This is a genomic window from Acetatifactor muris, assembly GCF_024623325.1.
GTDB lineage: Bacteria > Bacillota > Clostridia > Lachnospirales > Lachnospiraceae > Acetatifactor > Acetatifactor muris.
Map to the genome: position 1 here is coordinate 1 of NZ_JANJZD010000060.1, position 19,310 is coordinate 19,310.

Consider the following 19,310-nt stretch of genomic DNA (forward strand, 5'->3'; position numbering starts at 1 on the left):
ACCTCGGTCACGCAATCCGGGCGGCGGGCGGTAGTGGCGGTGCTTCTGTTGGGGGTGTCGGTCATAGGCTCTCCTTTCTGTTCAGCAGCGTTTTAAGCTGTTCCATTTTCTCCCTTGCTCTGGCTTTTCTGAAATTCTCCCCGGTAATGCGGACGGGGGTACACATTTCCGTAAGGCGGTCATATATCCGGGCATGGGCGGTGTCCTCCGGGTTCTGCAATTCTTCCAGCGTCAAATTTGTTGTCACGATTAAGGGCTTGCCGCTTCGGTATCGGCTGTCTATCACGTTGTAAACCTGTTCAAGCCCGTATTCCGTGCCACGCTCCATGCCGAAATCGTCAAGGATAAGCAGCGGGAAGCTGCAAAGGCGGGCTATGTACTCGTTCCTGTCCTTATAGCTGGCGGCAAGGTCGTTGAGTATCAAGGCAAAGTTTGTCATGCACACGGAAACCTCTTTCTCCATAAGGGCATTGGCAACACACCCGGCAAAATAGCTTTTGCCTGTGCCGACATTCCCCCACAAAATCAATCCATAGTTCCCGGTGCTTACCCGTTCCCATTGCTCCACATAGGAATAGGCTTTGTGCATTTGGGGGCATTTCCCGTTGTCGTTTTCAAACGTCCATTCCCGCATAGCCGGGTCTGTAAATCCCTTTCGTTTCAGCCGTTCCACTTCCTCCCGGTGCTTGTATTCCCGGTGGCTGGCTTCCAGCGTTTCCCGGCGTTTGCGCTGGCAGTCACATTCTTTCGGGTGGCGGTCACGTCCGAAAAAGGTATTGCCCTCCGGGAAGTAGGCTTCTTTGGGCTGGCGGCAGCTCCCGCAATATAAAAGCCCGTCCTCGCCTATGTAGTCCTCCGGCTCTGCTCCCTGTGCCGTGGCAAGCCGGAAAATGGCGTTATCATAATCACTCATAAAATCTTCCTCCTTGTTCATGGTCTTTTACGCCCTGTTTACGGGGCGTTGTGTCTATGCGGTCAAAGGCTCTCGCCCTCTTTGTAGGAATAATCGGGGATTCCCTTTTTCGGGTTCTCCTTTTTCTCCCGGTTTAACCAGCGGCGCAATGCGGCGGCATGGCACACATAATCATTCCCGGTGGCAGCTATGAACTCGCTCATTTCCTCAATGAGCCGTTCCAGCCTGTCCGGGTATTCCTCTTTCAGCTCCGCATATTCGCTTTCAGAGAGTAAAACATTCTGGTATCTGCCAAACGGGGCGGGCGGCTTCCCACTCGCTCCTTTTAGTTGGTTCTCTTTTAGTTTGTTTATAGTAAGTTGGTTAGGGGTCGGTTTTCCGTCCAACGCAAAGGTCGGTTTTCCGTCCTTATGAGGGTCGCTTTTCCGGCTATCAGAGGGTCGGTTTTCCGACTGTATGGCGGTCATATGGTCGGAAAACTGTACCACTGGCACTTGCGGCACTTTCACATAAAGGCGGTTCGGTGCGGAAAAGCCCCGGCGTTCCCTCACCAGAAGCCCGGCAGCGTCCAGCTCGTTCAGTGCGGCTTTTATGGCGGTGCTGCCTTTATCCAGCATTTCCGCTATCTCCGCAACAGGGTAGACAATGTATGTCCTGCCCTCGCTGTCCTGCCAGCCGTTCTTCTGTGAGAGTTCGGAACGGTCAAGGAGCAGCGAATAAAGCAGCTTTGCGGTCTGTGACAAGTCCATTTTCAGCAGAAAACGGGGGTATCGGAAAAACGGCGGCATGATGGTGTCGGCTGTGATGTATTCGGTTATGGTTCTCACCTCCTGTCTGTGGCTTCTGTTACGCAGTTAAAACGGCATTTTCGGGGATAAAGGATAAATGTATCGCATACCCTTTGAGGGCGGTCAAAAAAGCCTTGATTTACGGGGGTTTGGAATATCCTAAAGCGTGACATTTATCCCTCTGTTTCTGCTTGCGCTGTGCGGCTTTGATTCTTTTCATGCGTCCGGCGCAATCTGGGCAGTATTTCCCCCGGTTTGATTTGGGGAGAAAATACCCGCCGCACTCGGTACAGCGTTTCCTGTCTGCCCGGTGGAGTAGGGCGGCTTCCAGTTTCCCGTCCAATGGCAGCACGGCGGCAATGAACCAGCGGCATAAAAGGGAATAGCTGATACTCTGGACGCATACGCAAGGCTCGCCGTTATCCAGCAAGATACAGTTGCCGTTATCGTAGTTGCAGCACTCATGCACAAGGCGGCGGGCGGCTCTGTACTGTGGGTAGTCCATGTAGGGGCGTTTACCGTTCATTTTCCCGCCCCTTTCCCCGTTCCGGCTCACGGCGCAAGATTTTGTCAAGATTGCTTTTCACGGTCTGCAATTCCCGGACGTTCTCTTTCTTCTCCCGGTACTCGTTGTAAAGGGCGTTTTTCGCTTTGGTAAGCTGCTCAATCTCCGCTTGTAAGGTCTTGGAAGCTGGCAGCTTTTGGATTCCCTGTGCCTTGAAATACCGGGCGGCAGATTCGGAAATGATAAACTCGCTTTCGTGCTGCTCCCGGTAGCTCTTGCGGGCTTTCTCTGTTTTCTGCGCCCGCAACCCGTCACGGGCTGGCTTGGTCTTGATGTACGCTAATAGCTGCTTCTGCAAGTCCTTTTTCTCCCGCAAGGTGCTTTCCACGGCTTTCAGTTTCCCGGTCACTTCATGCAGCCCGGCACTGGCGGCGGCAAGGGCGGCTTCCAGTTCTTCCGGGGAAGAAAAGCCGGATTCCTCGTAAACGCTAACGGTAGCCGCCATTTGCTTCAGATTGTGCAAGGTCGCCCATTTCTCATAGCCTTTCCCCTTGCCCTCGGCTTTCTTGGCGGCTATGTCTACCATGCGCTGTACGCTGTCTTGTTTCGGGGCGTTTACGGTGGCTTTATTGCGCTGTAAGCGGTCTTTTATGCTCCGGGGGTATTTCTGTTTAGGTGCGGGTGTTTCGGCGACTCTGGCGGCGTTCTGTGCGTTTATGGTGAGTGCTTCCAGTATGGCGGCACGGTCAAAATCATCACCTAATTTCCGGGCGGTGATTGGCTTCGTCCTGTCCGGCGTGAGATACGATAATCTCCCCCGGCTCTCCTTGACGGTCACGCCCTGTTGTAGCAACTTCCCGGAAAAATCCTCAAAGGAAACAGCAGAGGACAGGGCGGTGCGGATTGTGCGCCGTAGCTTCTCCTTGTCGGTTTCAAATTTTGTGACTTTGGGCGGGTCATCTGCGGCGGCAAGGGAAGCGTTCTCTTTATCCAGTGCGGCTTGTCCTTTCCGCTTCGCCCAATACTCACGCTCGGTAACTCGGTTCTTGCTCCCGTTCAGCAAGTCAATCTGATAGAGGTTTTCCCGGTGGCACATCTCCATGACTTCCGCTTTGAAGTATTCCATAGCTGCGTCTGTACAGCGGTGCTTGCAGCCCTCCCTTGTGTCGGCTGGTCTTTCCATGTATGGCAATAGTGGCACTTCCGCAATCCGCAAGCTGTTTATGACGATATGCACATGAATGTTGCCGCTGTGGTTATGCCCGTCCGGGTGGGTGCATACAAGGGCTTGGTGTCCGGGGAAATGCTCTTTACAGAACTGCTCGCCTAACTGTTGCGCCCGGTCTACGGTCAAGCCGTTGTCCTGTGCGTCACGGGGGTCAAAACTGATGATGTAATGATGGCTCTTTACGTCCTCCCGCTTTTGGTTCTTGCCGTATTTCAGATTGGAGCGCATACACGCTATGGCGAAATCTTCCCTGTCACAATTAAGGGAAGCTATGCGGTAATCGTCACGGGGAACAAGCCGCCCGTTCCCGTCCAATGTGGGCTTCATGGTAAATTCATCATGCTCAAAAGTTAGGTACTGCTCGGCAGCTCCATAGTCGGCATTTTTAGAGCTGATATGTTTGAACGTTGCCAACGGCTTCACCTACTTTCTGCAAGACTTCAAACTTCAAGGCGGCAAGTTCCGCTGTGGCGGCTCGTACCTCTTGGGAGAGGGCGTTATAAGGTGCGCCGTATTCGTTCAGACAGCGGGCAATCTGGTTCAAGTTGCCGCCTATCTTTCCATACTCGGCTGTGAGTTTCCCAACGGCAGAGAGTAATTCATCATTGACCGGGGAAACGGTAATGACCGGGCGTATGCTTGACTTGATAAGGGCTTGTCGGATAAATTCGGCTTGGCTCATTTTGCAGAGGGAAACACGCTCGGAAAACTCGGCGTATTCTTCCTCGGTCAAGCGTGTTTTGATTACCCGGTGGCGGTGGGGTGTGTTGTATCTTTTCATGGCTGTGAACCTCCTTTCGTGGGTAGATTTTTTCAAGCGGCGCAAGCCGCAAAAGGCGGGCTTGGGGTGGCAACCCCAACAAGATTCCCGCAGGACAAAATTGAGCGATTAGCGAAATTTGGTACTGTGGTAGAATCTTGCTTTTAGAAAGTAACGGCTTCCTCTATGTGGATTTTCCGCTGATACCCTCGGCGGGCGGGGATTGTGCCAACTCTGAGGCGGCATTTCCCCCTCTAATACCTACAAAACCGCAAAAGCCAAAATGGACGGACATTTTCAGAAATTTTTTCATTTTCTACGCCACATAAAAGAGAAAACTGCCTGACAAAGCGGCAGTTATTTTCCCCCTATACCTTACTACGCACGGCAAACGCAAACAGGCAAGGTTTTATATCTTTTGTTGGAATTTCTTTTCGCAATAATATACAAACGGTTACAAAAAACGCCAAACTGTCCGGCGTTTGTTTTCCCCTCTATTACCTACTACGGGAAAAAATGAAAATTTGGCAATGTTTTGAAAAACCTTTTGAAATTTTTTAGTGCGGCGTAAAATTTCCCCCGCTTTTGGACGCAAAAAAACAGGAAACCTTTTCTTGATTTCCTGCTTCTGTGTTGCCGTTAATAGCGGCGGTTATTCAGTTGTCATTCCCCAGAAGCAAACTTGTAGCCCATGCCTAAAACGGTTTTTATGTAGGTGGGGTTTTGGCTGTCCGGCTCTATCTTTTTCCGCAAGTTGTAAATCACATTTGTCACGCTTGACTGGCAGCTATCGCTTTCCATGCTCCATACGGCTTCAAAAATCTGTGCCTTTGTGAATACTCGCCCCGGACTGGCGGCAAGGTAGCAGAGTGCGCCGTATTCCAAACGGGTTAGGCTTATGTCTGCACCGCCTTTCAGTACCCGGCGTTGGTGTGGTCTGATTTCCAATCCCGGAAAAATCAGCATAGGGGAATGTGGCGGCTGTATGGCTTCCAGTGGTATCATATCGGCAAGGGCGGCTATGGCTTCCTCGACTGCTTTTTCTTCTGCGTCATTGAACGTGAGTATGATTATTTTAGCGACAATTTCCACCTCCTGTTATTGAAAACATACATGATATGTTCTTTGTATTCGTATGAACATATCATAGAAAATTTTTTCTAACGACATAAAGAGTGTTGCTTTTTATTATTCGGAGGAGTATAACATTTTAGACTATCACTTCTCATTTACTACCTCAAAATAATACTTATTTATTAGCTTGACTTGTTTTGTTACTTGATTGGTCTTTTTGAAATTCTAATATATCTCCCGGTTGACAATCCAATACATCACATATTGCATTTAATGTAGAAAATCGAATAGCACTTACCTTTCCAGTTTTTATTTTAGATAAGTTTACATTTGCAATTCCTACTTGTTCAGCTAAGTCATTCAATGAAATTTTTCTATCTGCCATAACTCTATCTAATCTTAAAATAATAGCCATATTTATCACACCTATAATGTTTCGTCTACTTGATTTTGTAATTCGCACCCATACTCATAAAGTTCTATGATCCCCCAAAATGTAAAACCAGAAATAATGCCTAATCCGATACTGTTTTTTAAAATTAGTAATGTAGTTAATAACAAAACAATTTTTATATCTTTTACAATTTCGGGTAAAAATGGCGAATAATCATTACAAATTTTTTTGAATATTTTGACAATAAAGTGCATGATTATTGTCAAAATTAACGAAAACAATATTCCTGATATTAAAAACACAATACTGGCTTCCGCTACCTTACCTTCACTTGCTAATTTTTTAGTCCAATACCCCATATTGCTAAAATCAAAACTTGTTTGAGATTCAACAATCATCGTATTGAGTGTACTACGCAGTACAAACAGTATGATAAGAGAAATCAAAAACATTCCTGTAAATATTCCAAATACTATTTGAAATACTTTTCCTACTTTTCCAATGAGATAGCTTGCTTTTTTAATGTTTTCTATCCTATCCATAATTGATACTCCTTTATTTTGTTTTTTATATTATATCACATAATGGAATGCTTGTCATTATATTTTTGATGTTTTTCGTTAAATATTATATAAAATAGATAAATTAGAGTAACGCCATAGTCGGCATTCGTGGAAATGTGTATAACTGGCTATGGACATTTCCATAATGCTTGTCTTTTGGTCTTTGGTTCGGAATAGTGTGGTGCTGGCGGTTTATCTCTTGTTTTCGGTTGCTTGCTTCTTTACCGTACATGAGCATTCGCACCAGGGTTATCATTGCCGTAACCTTCCAGCAGGTTGATGACGCCCCAGATTCCAAGGCCGGCTCCGAGTGCGATCACGAGGGTCTGCAAAACGTCGATTGCGCTGTTGAAAAATTCCATACTTTAATTTAGCCGGAATCGCTTTGTGGTTAGTGTTGGTTCATAGGCATACAAAAGCCGGACAACAAAACCGCCCTGCGTTTTGGGCGGCTCGATTCCGGCTATCCTCCTTCTTCATTTTTTTGTTGAGCTGTCCGCTTTGTACGCCAATGGCCTCAACCGAGGCAGGTTTCAGGGACCCTGGCGGGTAGATAAGATCACTCCTTTCTCGCGGAACGGGATTATTCGCCCTCGGTGTCTACGTCAACTTCAAACACATCGTAGACCTCGTTGGGTTTTGGTTTGAGCCGGGTGGACAAAAACGCTTCAATGTCAAAGGCGTTCTTATCGTCCGCGTCGGCGGTGTACTGGAAATTGGGGTGCCTGGTGATGTCATACTTATCCGACAAAAACGGGCGGACGCCCCGCAGCTGGAGGATACATTTTCCCCCGTCCATCACCGCAAGCTCATCCTGGCTCATCAGCTCTTTCCCCAATTTCTGATAATTGAGAGAGTGGGAGGTTTCCCGCCCCCGGCTCTCCCCGGTGTTGTAGGTGTCAATGGTTTCTTTTCCCAGGGCGGCGGCTAACTCCTTTAAGGTGGTGGGTTCTTTGCCGCCCAGAAAGATGGAAGTGTCCATATTTCCGATAATGGTGTCGGCGTTGTCCTTGTAGATGGCCTTTAACTGGGACTGCGCCTGCAATACCAGACAGGCGGAAATCTCCCGGCTTCGGATGGTGGCTACCAGCTTTTCCAGCTTTGGAATCTGCCCGATGTTGGCGCACTCGTCAATCAGGCAGCGCACATGGACCGGGAGCCTGCCGCCGTACACATCGTCCGCTTTCTCGCACAGGAGGTTAAACAGCTGGGTATAGCACATGGAAATCAGGAAGTTAAAGCTGTCATCGGTATCGCTCATAATGAGAAACAGGGCGGTTTTCCGGTCCCCCAGGGTATCCAGTTCCAGCTCGTCATAGGCTGTGACCTCCCGCAGCTCGGCAATATCGAATACCGCCAGCCGCGCGCCGCAGGAAATCAGAATCGACTTCGCGGTTTTGCCCGCCGCCAGCTTATATTTTTTGTACTGCCGCACCGCAAAATGGTTGGGCTTCTCGGATTCCAGCGCGTCAAACATCAGGTCAACGGGGTTTTTGTATTCCTCATCGTCCTCCCGGACCTCCATCGCGTTAATAAACTCAATCAGGGTGGAGAAGTTCTGTTCCTCCACCGGGGCCTCATAGTGGATATATCCAATCAGGGCGCAGTACAGCAGCGTTTCCGCTTTGACCCAGAAATCGTCACCGGCTTTCCCCTCGCCCTTGGTGTTGGCGATTAAGGTCGTCACCAGCTTCAAAATGTCCTTTTCGCTGTGGATATAGGCGAAAGGATTGTATTTCATGGATTTTTTGAAGTTGATGGTATTCAGCACCTTGATCCGGTACGGTTCATAGATAGTTTTGCCGTTCTTATCCTTCATGGGCTTTCCGTCCTTATCCAGCCTGGGCGCGCCCCGTTGGAGCAGCTTTCCACATTCGATCAGGATTGTACCTTTTGGTAATGTCAAGTAGGGAATAAGAAAAAGTGTATCTTTTTTTAATCGGTTACACTGTCCTTGTCGTTCTCGATAAGCCGCACTACCTTGTCCGTAAAGGTTTCCCGGCTGGTTTCGCTGAAATGGATATGAATGTCAAAAGTGGTGTTCCCTATCCGCTTCACAAGGTCGGGCTTCGCGTCCAGAGGGGCGGCGGTGTAGCTGGTCTTGCTGGTGTCATGGTTCATAGGCTCTCCTTTCCGTTCATCAATCCTTTTAACCGTTCCATTTTCCCCTGTGCCGTGGTCTTTCTGATGTTCTCCCCGGTAAAGAAAACGGGGCAGCACATTTCAAGCAGACGGTCATAAATCCGGGAATGGGCGGTGTCCTCCGGGTGCTGCAATTCCTCCAGCGTGAGGTTTGTTGTGACAATCAGCGGCTTCCGGCTTCGGTATCGGCTGTCAACCACGTTATAAACCTGTTCAAGCCCGTATTCCGTGCCGCGCTCCATGCCGAAATCATCAAGGATAAGCAGAGGGAAGCGGCAAAGGCGGTCTATGTATTCGTTCCTGCCCTTGTAGCTGGCGGCAAGGTCATTGAGGATAAGAGCAAAATTCGTCATGCACACGGAAATCTCACGCTCCATAAGGGCGTTGGCGATACACCCGGCAAAATAGCTCTTGCCTGTGCCTACCTTGCCCCATAGCAGATAGCCGATATTTTCCGCTTTCATTTCCTCCCAGTTCGCCGCATAGAATAAAGCCTTATCCATTTGGGGGCATTTGCCGTTGTCATTGTCAAAAGTCCACTGGCGCATGGCGGCGTTGGAAAATCCCCGGCGTTTTAATTCCTCCACGGTGTCACGGTGTTTTCGCTCCTTGTCGGCGGCTTCCTGCGTTTCCCGGCGTTTGCGCTGGCAGTCACATTCTTTGGGGTGGCGGTCGCGTCCGAAAAGGTTTTTCCCCTCGGTGAAGTAGGCTTCTTTGGGCTGGCGGCAGCTCCCGCAGTACAAAAGCCCGTCCTCGCCCGTGTAGTCCTCCGGCTCTGCTTCCTGTGCCGTGGCAAGCCGGAAAATGGCGTTGTCATAATCGCTCATAGAAATAAATCCTCCTTGTCTGTGCTTCGTTGTCCTGTCTGTACGCCCTGTTTACGGGGCGTTTTATCTCCGCTGTCAAAGGCTCTCTCCCTCTTTGAAAGAATAGTCGGGGATTCCCTTTTTCGGGTTCTCCTTTTTCTCCCTGTCCGCCCACCTGTAAAGCGTGGCGGCATGGTTCGCATAGTCATTCCCGCTGGAAGCAATATACCGGCTCATTTCCTCAATAAGCCGTTCAAGGCTGTCCGGGTATTCCTGCTTCAGCTCCGCATATTCGCTTTCAGTGAGGAAAACATTCTGGTATTTGCCATAGGGCGCGGGCGGCTCTCCACTCGCTCCCTTTGTTTGGCTCTCTTTTAGTTTGTTTATATTTAGTTGGTTAGGGTAAAGTTTTCTTTGTATCATAGGTAAAGTTTTCTTTGTGTCTGATGTACAGTTTTCTTTAGGACTGACATCAAGATTTCTTTGTGTCATATCTAAAGAAACCTTTACTACTTCCGGCACTTTCACATAAAGGCGGTTCGGCGCGGAAAATCCCCGGCGTTCCCTCTCTAAAAGCCCGGCAATGTCCAGTTCTTTTAGGGAGTTCTGTATTGTCATGGTGCTTTTATCCAGCATTTCCGCTATCTCTGCTATGGGGTAGACAATATACGTCCTGCCCTCATTGTCCTGCCAGCCGTTCTTCTGTGAGAGGGTGGAACGGTCAAGGAGCAGCGCATAGAGCAGCTTTGCAGTCTGTGACAAGTCCATTTTCAGCAGAAATCGGGGATAGGGGAAAAAGGGCGGCATTGTGGTGTTGGCTGTAATGTATTCGGTTATGGTTTTCACCTCCTGTCTGTGGCTTCTGTTACGCATTTAAAACGGCTTTTATGGGGGTAAAGGATAAATGTACCGCATACCCGTTGAGCAGCCGTCACAAAGCCTTTATTTACGGGCTTCTCTCATAGCCTAAATGCGTAGAAATATGGTATTTTTTCCGTTGTCGCTCGGCTTCTTTCCGGCGGCGCACTCTTATGGCACAATCGGGGCAGTATTTCCCCCGGTTTGACTTGGGGAGAAAATACCCGCCGCACTCGGTACAGCGTTTCCTGTCTGCCCGGTGGAGTAGGGCGGCTTCCAGTTTCCCGTCCAGCGGCAACACGGCGGCAGTGAACCAGCGGCACAAGAGGGAATAGCTGATACTCTGCACACACACGCAAGGCTCGCCGTTATCCAGCAAGATACAGTTGCCGTTATCGTAGTTGCAGCACTCATGCACAAGGCGGCGGGCGGCTCTGTACTGTGGGTAGTCCATGTAGGGGCGTTTACCGTTCATTTTCCCGCCCCTTTCCCCGTTCCGGCTCACGGCGCAATATCTTGTCAAGATTGCTTTTCACGGTCTGCAATTCCCGGACGTTCTCTTTCTTCTCCCGGTACTCGTTGTAAAGGGCGTTTTTCTCTTTGGTAAGCTGCTCAATCTCCGTTTGTAGGGATTTGGTCGCTGGCAGCTTGGAGATTCCTTGTGCCTTGAAATACCGGGCGGCAGATTCGGAAATGATAAACTCGCTTTCGTGCTGTTCCCGGTAGGCTCTCCGGGCTTTCTCCGTTTTCTGCGCCCGCAATCCGTCACGGGCTGGCTTGGTCTTGATGTACGCCAATAGCTGTTTCTGTAAGTCCTTTTTCTCCCGCAAAGTGCTTTCCACGGCTTTCAGTTTGGCATGGACGCTGTTCAGCTCCGCGCTGGCGGCGGCAAGGGCGGCTTCCAGTTCTTCCGGGGAAGAAAAGCCGGATTCCTCGTAAACGCTCATGGTAGCCGCCATTTGCTTCAAGTTGTGCAAGGTCGCCCACTTTTCATAGCCCCGCCCCTTGCCCTCGGCTTTCTTGGCGGCTATGTCTACCATGCGTTGTACTCCGTCATTTTTCGGGGCGTTTATGGCGGCTTTGCCACGCTGTAAGCGGTCTTTTATGCTGCGGGGGTATTCCTGTCTGGGTGCGGGCGTTTCGGCGGCTCTGGCGGCGTTCTGTGCGTTTATGGTGAGTGTTTCCAGTATGGCGGCACGGTCAAAATCATCACCTAATTTCCGGGCGGTGATAGGCTTCGTCCTGTCCGGCGTGAGATAGGATAGCCGCCCCCGGCTCTCCTTGACGGTCACGCCCTGTTGCAGCAGCTTCCCGGAAAAATCCTCAAAGGAAACGGCAGAGGACAGGGCGGTGCGGATTGTGCGCCGTAGCTTCTCCTTGTCGGTTTCAAACTTGGTCTGCTTGGGCGGCTCTCCTGTGGCGGATTGGGAAGCGTTCTCTTTATCCAGTGCGGCTTGTCCTTTCCGTTTCGCCCAATACTCACGCTCGGTAACTCGGTTCTTGCTCCCGTTCAGCAAGTCAATCTGATAGAGGTTTTCCCGGTGGCACATCTCCATGACTTCCGCTTTGAAATACTCCATAGCTGCGTCCGTACAGCGGTGCTTGCAGCCCTCCCTTGTGTCGGCTGGTCTTTCCATGTAGGGCAATAGCGGCACTTCGGCAATCCGCAAGCTGTTTATGACGATATGCACATGGATATTTCCGCTGTGGTTATGCCCGTCCGGGTGGGTGCATACAAGGGCTTGGTGTCCGGGGAAATGCTCTTTACAAAATTCCTCGCCCAACGCTTGCGCCCGGTCTGCGGTCAAGCCGTTGTCTGGTGCGTCACGGGGGTCAAAGCTGATGATATAGTGGTGGCTCTTTACGTCCTCCCGTTTCTGGTTCTTGCCGTATTTGAGATTGGAACGCATACAGGCGATTGCAAAATCTTCATCACCACAATTCAAAGAAGAAATACGGTAATCGTCACGGAGAACAAGCCGCCCGTTTCCGTCCAGTGTGGGCTTCATGGTAAACTCGTCATGCTCAAAGGTTAGGTACTGCTCGGCAGCCCCATAGTCGGCATTTTTAGAGCTGATATGTTTGAATGTTGCCAACGGCTTCACCTACTTTCTGCAAGACTTCAAACTTCAAGGCGGCAAGCTCCACTGTGGCGGCTCGCACTTCTTGGGAGAGGGCGTTATAAGGCGCGCCGTACTCGTTCAGACAGCGGGCAATCTGGTTCAAGTTGCCGCCGATTTTTCCGTATTCGGCTGTGAGTTTCCCAACGGCAGAGAGTAATTCATCATTGACCGGGGAAACGGTAATGACCGGGCGTATGCTTGACTTGATAAGTGCTTGCCGGATAAACTCGGCTTGGCTCATTTTGCAGAGGGAAACACGCTCGGAAAACTCTGCAAATTCTTCCCCGGTCAAGCGTGTCTTGATTACCCGGTGGCGGTGGGGCGTGTTGTATCTTTTCATGGCTGTGAACCTCCTTTCACTCGCTGCAAAAGCGGCGGTAATTATAAGCGGCGCAAGCCGCAAAAAGGCGGGCTTGGGGTGGCAACCCCAACAAGATTCCCATAGGACAAAATGAGCGATTAGCGAAATTTGGTACTGTGGTAGAATCTTGCTCTTAGTAACTGACGGATTCCGCTGTGCTGGCTTTTGCCGTTTTCCCCCGGCTTGCGTGGCGTGGATTCTGCCAATTTTGCGGCGGTATTTTCCCATACAGTAAAGCCGGAAATAAGCAAAATGGGCGTAAAAAAACAGGAAACCTTTTTCCTTGATTTCCTGTTTCGTATCTTCGCCAATAGCGGCGGTTATCCTGTTGTTATTCCCCGGAAGTAAACTTGTAGCCTATGCCTAAAACGGTCTTTATGTAGGTGGGGCGGCGGCTGTCCGGCTCTATCTTTTTCCGTAGATTGCATATCACATTTGTCACGTTTGACTGGCAGCTTTCGCTCTCCATGCTCCACACGGCTTCAAAGATTTGCGTCTTTGTGAACACCCTCCCCGGACTGGCGGCAAGATAGCAGAGTGCGCCGTATTCCAGACGGGTGAGGGAAACGTCAATCCCGTTTTTCAGTACCCGGCGTTGGTGTAGTCTGATTTCCAATCCCGGAAAAGTAAGTGCCGGGGAGTGGGGCGGCTGTATGGCTTCCAGCGGTATCATATCGGCAAGGGCGGCTATGGCTTTCTCAACCGCTTTTTCTTCGGTGTCGCTGAATGTAAGCATGACTATTTTCCCGACAAATACCACCTCCCGTTATGCAGCCCTTTTCAGTCAAAGCGGAACTGGAACAGGGCGGTGATAAGCCGCTGTTTTATGCTGTCCTCGGTGTCTATGTTGACGTGTCCGTTTTCAAGGGCGGCAAAGCGGATTCTCTTGCTGTAATGCCGTAAAACCTCGTCCACGGCTTCCGGCTCTCCGCTGGTTGCCCGGACAATGGTTTCATACGGTATAAGATTAGGATTCCCCATGTAAAAGCACCTCCATTTCCTCCTGCAACATCTGTAATGCGCTGTGGATATAATGCCATGCCGTACTCTTGCATTGCCCGTATAAATCCGCGATTTCCTGCTGTGTGTAATTCCCGAAAAAGTAAAGGTAAATGATTTCCCTCTTTTTCTCTGGCAGAGATAACAGGGCGGCGGCAAGCTCCCCATTGGTGAGTATGATTGTCTGACCGCATATCGTAACGGGGTATTGTTCGTAGGGTGATTTGAGAAATTCGTCTGATGTGCTTAGAGGGTAGAACTTTTCTTCTGTGAGGTATTCAAAGGATATTTCTTTTTGCCGCCGCCTGTTCCTGTCGCGCCATGCGTTGATAGCGGCATAGCGTATGACGACTTTGCAGAAACCGTTGAAAGAATACATGATGTGTTCCTTGTACGCTTCTGTGCAATCCATAGAAAAATCCTCCTTTCTCCCACATGGGGCGGTGCATGGTTAATAGTTACGTTTATTTTGTAAAGGGCGGCTGCTCATGTAAGCAGCCGCCCTTTAACTGCTTTAATTACTTTTTTATTACTGTCATATATTCCCCACTTTTTACAGACAGGCAGATATATCTTGCCGGAGTTGAAAGCAACGCATATCCAGTACCAGATTCAGATTCAATAGGCGTTATTTCAATCATACATGTACCAGCGTTTTCACTTGATAGTTTAAAGCCATAATCATTATGAGAACCAATAGCATTTGTATAAATCCAATAACGTCCGTCATATTCTTTTATATAAACATCATTTGCAGAAGATTCACATTCACTTATCCATGACTGTATTTCTGTTGGAGCTTCATCAATCGCTGCTTTATGGGTCAAGACAGAATAAATTTCTTTATTTGCGCCCACATCATTATTTTGTGGTATGCTCGTTATTGTAGCCGCTGTTTCAATGACTAAATCTTTTTCTTCCTCTGTAATAGTTCCCTGTCCCACCATAAATTTACATTGGTTTTTGACATCTTCAACCAGTGTTTCCAAACTGCTAAATCCTGAGATTGAAGTATATCCGTCTTTCCGAACCAAAACAAACATAATGTTGCCGTCCGTTGTACTGGCACTTGGTTTATTACTTTCATCTGCTCCATTACAGAAAATGTAAAATACTCCATTTTCCTGTAAAACGATATGCTTAAATAAATCTCGTCCATTTTCCTCTGTAATTGTCGGGGCTGCATACGCTCCAATAGCAAAACCTCCAATAGACAACAAAACCGCTGACATAAAAGAAACTATTACAATTAACTTAGTTTTTTTCTTGAAATCCATAATAGCACCTAACCTTTCTTTTAATTGTTCTGCTCCCTCTGTCAAAGTAACGGAAGCTAAAGAACTTTTGTAGAGATTGTTTGACTTCAAAAAGAAAATCAATGTATCTCCATACTTACGCCTTGCGTTATCGTCAAGTACAGATATGACTTTTTCATCACATGACAATTCACAAGATTTATTCACTTCCTTTTCCAGCAGATATACAAAAGGATTGAACCAATGTACACACACAACAATTTGTATCAGCCATTTATAAAACATATCCCTCTGCTTGTAGTGAACCAGCTCATGCACAAAGATATAGGACAACTCTCTATCTTCCAATTCGCCAATAGGCAAAATGATTCTTGGTCGAAAGAACCCAATCAGCATAGGGGAAGCAATCAGAGAATTACGGGATAATTCAACCCTTGTTTTGATATTCAGTTTTTCTTCACAATCAGATAGCAGATTCAAGATTTTTATATCCGATACCTCTTTATTTCCCGCTTTGATATATTGAATAAATCCTTGATAAACTGTTATCTTACGGACAAATAAAATCAGTGCCAATGCTGACCAGATAAAAAACAGGCAGACAAATTTGTTAAATGGCTCACGCATGGCAGCGGCGTTTATTTCTCGGTTTGTCTGTATCGGCTCTGCTTTGTTGTTACCCGTATCTGCGGGAACGGGTACATTGGGGCTTGTAGGAATTTCATTCGTTATTGCTGCTGTGTCGAATTTTTCAAACAGGCTTCCAACAATCGCATTATCGGGAGTAAAGGGAAGCAGAAACCGCAAAGCAACAACTATCCAGATATAATACTGCCAACGCTTGCTGAATTTGTTTTTATACAGCGGCTTCAATCCTAAAATGAGAAGCAGTAACAATGCGCCGGAAACAGACAGCGACAATAATACTTTTATAAATTCATTCATTTTCTTTTCTCCAAAATGTTTCAATCTCTTTCAATTCGTCTGCCGAAAGAATATCCTGCCGCAACAAGGTTGATACTAAGTTTTTCACATTCCCGCCGTAGACTTTATCAAGAAAGCTGTGGGTCTGCATGGTCTGGTATTCTGCCTCTGTTACCGTAGCCACATATTCATTCCGTCTGCCAATTTTTTTTACTTTCAAGAACTTTTTTTCGCCCAGACGGGAAAGCAAAGTGAGTACGGTGTTGTTCTTCCATTCGTTTTTGTCTTTTTCCAATTCCTCCATGATGAGGGAGTATAAAGCTGCCCCTCCATTCTTCCAAATAATTTTCATTAGTACCAGTTCGGATTCAGAAATTTGCTGTGCCATTTTGTCCTCCTTTTATCTTAACATTTTGTGGGTGTATAAACATCTTAACACTTTGTAGGTGATAATGCAATACCCTAAAAGAAATTTAAGAATTTACAAAAAGATAGGAGTGAGATTCCGTAGTAGTCGGCATTGTGCCGTAATGTGTATAACTGGCTGCTTATGGAATTGTGGGTAACTCTGTTTGCAGGACGTGGGAAAGCGGCTCTTTCGCTTTTCCATGTGCTGTGAACAGAGTTATCCATGATTCCATAGCCTGTTATGCACATTTCCACAATGCGCCCTTGCTTTTCCGGCTCTTGATGTTCAGAGGGGGCGGCTATGCGGTTTTCTCTGCTTCCTGTTTTTTCCTGTGGTATGCTTCCCTCCTTGCGGCAAGATAATTCTCATAGCGTTCCACCGCTTCCGGGTTTCCTGTGGCGGCTTCCTCATACATTTTCTGCCGGGATTTCTTGGTGGCTTCGGAAGCATACGCCCGCTTTTTTGCCAGCTCTGCCGCCGCTGCCGGGTCGGTTTCGGCTTGCCGTACCAGCTTTTCCCTTGCGATTTTCTTCCGGCTCTTGTGGGCTTCCAGACGTTCCGATTCCTCCGGCGTTAAGGCTTCCCCTTCTTTTTGGGCGGCGGCAAGCTCTTTGAGTGTTCTTGTCTTTGGCTGTCCGGCTTTCTGCCTTTCGCGCCACACCTTATGCTGTGCGGCTTTTTTCCGGCGGTGTTCTGCAAGACGTTCCGTTTCCTCCGGCGTAAGCTCTGCCCCGGTCTTTTCAATCTCCATAAGCTCTTTTATGGATTTCTTCTTAGGCGGCTTGGGTGGCTCTGTGGCTTTGCGTTTCTCCCGCCATTCCTTTTGCCGTTCCCTGTTCTGTGCAAGCCGCATTTCCTCGGCTTCCTGTTCCTCCGGCGTGAGAAGCCCCGCTTTTTTCCTTGCGGTAAATGCCCGTTTCTCTGCCTTGCGCTTCTCATACCGCGCCTTTGCAAGCTCCTTTGACCGGGCTTCCTTTGCCGCCTGTTCCTCCTGCTGGCGGCGTTGTTCCTCCACCTCTGCCGGGGTGACGATATGGGCGGGTACTTCAAATGCGCCGATAAAGTTTAAATAAATGTCTATCCGCTGGCGGCGGTCATTCCCCCGCCCCTCGCCCTCATGCACAATCACTTTCTCGATAAACTCGTTGAGCATGGGCGTTGTGATTTCGGAGAAGTCGGTATAGCGTTTCACAAGCTGGATAAACTGGTCTGTTTTCAGCTTGTCGGCGTTCCAGCTTTCAATCTGCCTTTGCCATTCCGCTATGGACGCTTCCAGCCCGGTCTGTTCCTCGTCATATTCGGCAAGAAGCCGGGTAAAATGCTTGTCGGGTATCTTGCCCGTGGCGTTTCCCTCGTACAGCTTTTTCACAAGCCCGTCCAGCTCTTTGTGCCGCTTCTGTGCCTTGTTGATTTTCTGCTTGCACTCTTTGACGGTCTTTTCTTGGTTCTGGTCGGACGCTTCCCGGACACGCTCTGTAAACTCTTTTTCATTGTGCCGCACATACCAGCTTACCCGCTGGATAACGGCAAGGATAGCGGCTTCAATCTTTGCCGTGGGGATATGGTGCATGGTGCAGTCATGGATTAAGTGGCGGTAGCCGGAACAGATAAAAGCGTCCTCAATCCATTTCCCTTGCACAAGGGTATAGCGGTGTGTGAGTTTAGAGCCGCAGTCGGCGCAGTAGAGAAGCCCGGTCAAGCGGTTCGGGGCGTTCTGCCGCTTGGGGGCGCGGCGCACGGTTTCCCGTATCTTCTGTACGGTCTGCCATGTTTCCACGTCCACAATGGCGGGGATTGCGCCCTCGAAGATATACTGTTCTTCCGGCGCGGTCTTGCGGCTGCTCTTGGTCTTGTAGTTCTCGCATACGGTTTTCCCTAATACCTTGCGCCCTGTGTATTCCGGGCGTTTCAGTATGTAGCCGATAGTGGTCGCTGACCATGCGTAGGGGTCGGTGTATTTTGCCGCCCGGACTGGCTCGCCTGTCCGCTTCCAATGCTCGGACGGGATAGGGATTTTCTCGGCGCGGAGTGCCTTTGCTATGCTGGCTATGGTTTCCCCGGCAAGGACGCTCTGGAAGATGCGGCGCACAACGGCGGCGGCTTCCTCGTCAATTATCCACTCGTCTTTTTGCTCTTTGGAAGCGCGGTAGCCATAGCAGACACTACCCGAACAGCGCAAGCCCTTTTCCATTCTTGACTTGAAAACAGCCTTGATTTTGCGGCTGGTGTCGGCAACGTACCACTCGTTTATCACGTCACGGAAGATAGACATGATATCAAAGCCGTTGGCGGTGTCAAGGTTGTCATTTGCGGCGATAAAACGCACATGGTACTCGTCAAAGGTGCGCTTCAAAAGCCCCACTTCAACCACGTCACGCCCGATTCGGCTCTGGTCTTTGATGATAACCGTTGCCACGTTCCCCGCCCGGATTTCGTCTAACATAGCGTCAAGCCCCGGACGCTTGAACGTAGTTCCCCGGATGCCGTCATCTGTAAAATGCCGGATATTGGTAAAGCCGTTTTTCCTTGCGTAGTCCTCTAAAATCCGCTTCTGGTTCTCAATGCTTACGGATTCCCCGGCTCGCTCGTCGTCATGGGAGAGTCTTTCGTATAGGGCGGTGAGTTTGTCTTTCTCTGTCTGCTTCTTCATGGTGTGTAACCTCCTTTCTTTGAGGGTGCGCGCTTCCCTATAACCTTATTATACTTATCTGTTTGGGTCAGTAACCACATACGAGCTATGGAGCTGCATCAGGTTGGGCTTGAGCCAGAAGCGGGTCTTGCCGGAGCCGGAACCGCCGATGACCAGCACATTTTTGTTGCGGGCGGTCTTGGGGTCCTTGGGGCGGCTGCTCATGGTAAGGCGTTCCGTCTGGGTGAGGATTACATTGTTCTGGAATACCGGATCGACATAAGGGGCGATGTCCTGGGAATTTCCCCATCTCGCGGAACCGTACTCGATATTCGGGCGGTACTTCTTGGCGTTTTTGCCTTTCAGGTAAACAGCCAGCCGGAGCGCCGCGCCGCAGCACAGCCCGACCAGCAGGTCCAGCGGGTGAAAGCTGGGCCAGAAACTTCCAAGCGCCGCCGGAAGGACGGAGATCAAAGACAATACCTTTTCCGAAGCGTCCGCGCCCTGGGCCATCCGCCACGCCTCCCCGAAGTTGGTGGAAAACAGCCCCATCAGGATATAGGGCAGGTTCAGCAAAA

21 protein-coding genes and 2 pseudogenes are annotated in these 19,310 nt (G+C 49.2%); all 23 read right to left on the reverse strand.

Annotated features, from left to right (window positions below; translation table 11 throughout):
• Positions 1-61 precede the first annotated feature (61 nt).
• Positions 62-913 carry an ATP-binding protein gene (locus NSB25_RS27620; protein ID WP_103242815.1) on the reverse strand — a complete coding sequence of 284 codons (852 nt, stop codon included), beginning with the start codon at positions 911-913 and terminating at the stop codon, positions 62-64.
• Positions 914-975: 62 nt separating this feature from the next.
• Complete coding sequence (locus tag NSB25_RS27625; RefSeq protein WP_330671185.1) at positions 976-1,719, reverse strand: replication initiator protein A; 744 nt, start codon at positions 1,717-1,719, stop codon at positions 976-978.
• A 121-nt stretch (positions 1,720-1,840) separates the two neighbouring features.
• Positions 1,841-2,227 carry a cysteine-rich VLP domain-containing protein gene (locus NSB25_RS27630; protein WP_160275542.1) on the reverse strand — a complete coding sequence of 129 codons (387 nt, stop codon included), beginning with the start codon at positions 2,225-2,227 and terminating at the stop codon, positions 1,841-1,843.
• A complete protein-coding gene (locus tag NSB25_RS27635) occupies positions 2,217-3,848 on the reverse strand; it encodes a relaxase/mobilization nuclease domain-containing protein (RefSeq protein WP_160275541.1) in 1,632 nt (543 codons plus the stop codon). Before NSB25_RS27635 ends, NSB25_RS27630 begins: the two co-directional genes overlap by 11 nt.
• Entirely contained in the window at positions 3,820-4,215 is a 396-nt protein-coding gene (locus NSB25_RS27640; RefSeq protein ID WP_103242747.1) for a plasmid mobilization protein, read from the reverse strand. The genes NSB25_RS27635 and NSB25_RS27640 overlap by 29 nt, the downstream gene beginning before the upstream one ends.
• Before the next feature lie 642 nt (positions 4,216-4,857).
• Positions 4,858-5,262 carry a winged helix-turn-helix domain-containing protein gene (locus NSB25_RS27645; RefSeq protein WP_103242750.1) on the reverse strand — a complete coding sequence of 135 codons (405 nt, stop codon included), beginning with the start codon at positions 5,260-5,262 and terminating at the stop codon, positions 4,858-4,860.
• A gap of 181 nt (positions 5,263-5,443) precedes the next feature.
• Entirely contained in the window at positions 5,444-5,683 is a 240-nt protein-coding gene (locus tag NSB25_RS27650; protein ID WP_103242749.1) for a helix-turn-helix domain-containing protein, read from the reverse strand.
• 11 nt (positions 5,684-5,694) lie between these two features.
• The gene (locus NSB25_RS27655; RefSeq protein ID WP_103242746.1) at positions 5,695-6,204 is read right to left on the reverse strand and encodes a hypothetical protein; all 510 of its coding nucleotides are present in this window, start codon (positions 6,202-6,204) and stop codon (positions 5,695-5,697) included.
• Positions 6,205-6,446: 242 nt separating this feature from the next.
• Positions 6,447-6,587 (reverse strand): Maff2 family mobile element protein, encoded by a 141-nt coding sequence (locus NSB25_RS27660; RefSeq protein ID WP_022788348.1) that lies wholly within the window; start codon positions 6,585-6,587, stop codon positions 6,447-6,449.
• 221 nt (positions 6,588-6,808) lie between these two features.
• A pseudogene (locus NSB25_RS27665) lies at positions 6,809-8,131 on the reverse strand (VirD4-like conjugal transfer protein, CD1115 family); the annotation flags it as partial.
• A gap of 29 nt (positions 8,132-8,160) precedes the next feature.
• Positions 8,161-8,346: a transposon-encoded TnpW family protein gene (locus tag NSB25_RS27670; RefSeq protein ID WP_103242615.1), complete on the reverse strand. Its 186-nt coding sequence runs from the start codon at positions 8,344-8,346 to the stop codon at positions 8,161-8,163.
• The gene (locus NSB25_RS27675; protein WP_103242614.1) at positions 8,343-9,194 is read right to left on the reverse strand and encodes an ATP-binding protein; all 852 of its coding nucleotides are present in this window, start codon (positions 9,192-9,194) and stop codon (positions 8,343-8,345) included. The genes NSB25_RS27670 and NSB25_RS27675 overlap by 4 nt, the downstream gene beginning before the upstream one ends.
• 75 nt (positions 9,195-9,269) lie before the next feature.
• Positions 9,270-10,046, reverse strand: coding sequence for a replication initiator protein A (locus NSB25_RS27680; RefSeq protein WP_103242613.1), 777 nt, complete (start codon positions 10,044-10,046; stop codon positions 9,270-9,272).
• A 73-nt stretch (positions 10,047-10,119) separates the two neighbouring features.
• The gene (locus NSB25_RS27685; RefSeq protein ID WP_103242612.1) at positions 10,120-10,506 is read right to left on the reverse strand and encodes a cysteine-rich VLP domain-containing protein; all 387 of its coding nucleotides are present in this window, start codon (positions 10,504-10,506) and stop codon (positions 10,120-10,122) included.
• Positions 10,496-12,127, reverse strand: coding sequence for a relaxase/mobilization nuclease domain-containing protein (locus NSB25_RS27690; RefSeq protein ID WP_103242611.1), 1,632 nt, complete (start codon positions 12,125-12,127; stop codon positions 10,496-10,498). Before NSB25_RS27690 ends, NSB25_RS27685 begins: the two co-directional genes overlap by 11 nt.
• Complete coding sequence (locus tag NSB25_RS27695) at positions 12,099-12,494, reverse strand: plasmid mobilization protein (protein WP_103242610.1); 396 nt, start codon at positions 12,492-12,494, stop codon at positions 12,099-12,101. Before NSB25_RS27695 ends, NSB25_RS27690 begins: the two co-directional genes overlap by 29 nt.
• Before the next feature lie 352 nt (positions 12,495-12,846).
• Positions 12,847-13,251, reverse strand: coding sequence for a winged helix-turn-helix domain-containing protein (locus NSB25_RS27700; protein WP_103242608.1), 405 nt, complete (start codon positions 13,249-13,251; stop codon positions 12,847-12,849).
• Between the two features lie 44 nt (positions 13,252-13,295).
• A complete protein-coding gene (locus tag NSB25_RS27705) occupies positions 13,296-13,496 on the reverse strand; it encodes a helix-turn-helix domain-containing protein (RefSeq protein ID WP_016303734.1) in 201 nt (66 codons plus the stop codon).
• Positions 13,483-13,926, reverse strand: coding sequence for an RNA polymerase sigma factor (locus NSB25_RS27710; protein ID WP_103242607.1), 444 nt, complete (start codon positions 13,924-13,926; stop codon positions 13,483-13,485). The genes NSB25_RS27705 and NSB25_RS27710 overlap by 14 nt, the downstream gene beginning before the upstream one ends.
• A 106-nt stretch (positions 13,927-14,032) precedes the next feature.
• The gene (locus tag NSB25_RS27715; RefSeq protein ID WP_103242606.1) at positions 14,033-15,715 is read right to left on the reverse strand and encodes a M56 family metallopeptidase; all 1,683 of its coding nucleotides are present in this window, start codon (positions 15,713-15,715) and stop codon (positions 14,033-14,035) included.
• Positions 15,708-16,082, reverse strand: coding sequence for a BlaI/MecI/CopY family transcriptional regulator (locus NSB25_RS27720; RefSeq protein ID WP_103241351.1), 375 nt, complete (start codon positions 16,080-16,082; stop codon positions 15,708-15,710). Before NSB25_RS27720 ends, NSB25_RS27715 begins: the two co-directional genes overlap by 8 nt.
• A 319-nt stretch (positions 16,083-16,401) precedes the next feature.
• Positions 16,402-18,753 (reverse strand): recombinase family protein, encoded by a 2,352-nt coding sequence (locus NSB25_RS27725; RefSeq protein ID WP_103242605.1) that lies wholly within the window; start codon positions 18,751-18,753, stop codon positions 16,402-16,404.
• A gap of 63 nt (positions 18,754-18,816) precedes the next feature.
• Positions 18,817-19,308, reverse strand: a pseudogene (locus tag NSB25_RS27730) (VirD4-like conjugal transfer protein, CD1115 family); the annotation flags it as partial.
• Positions 19,309-19,310 lie beyond the last annotated feature (2 nt).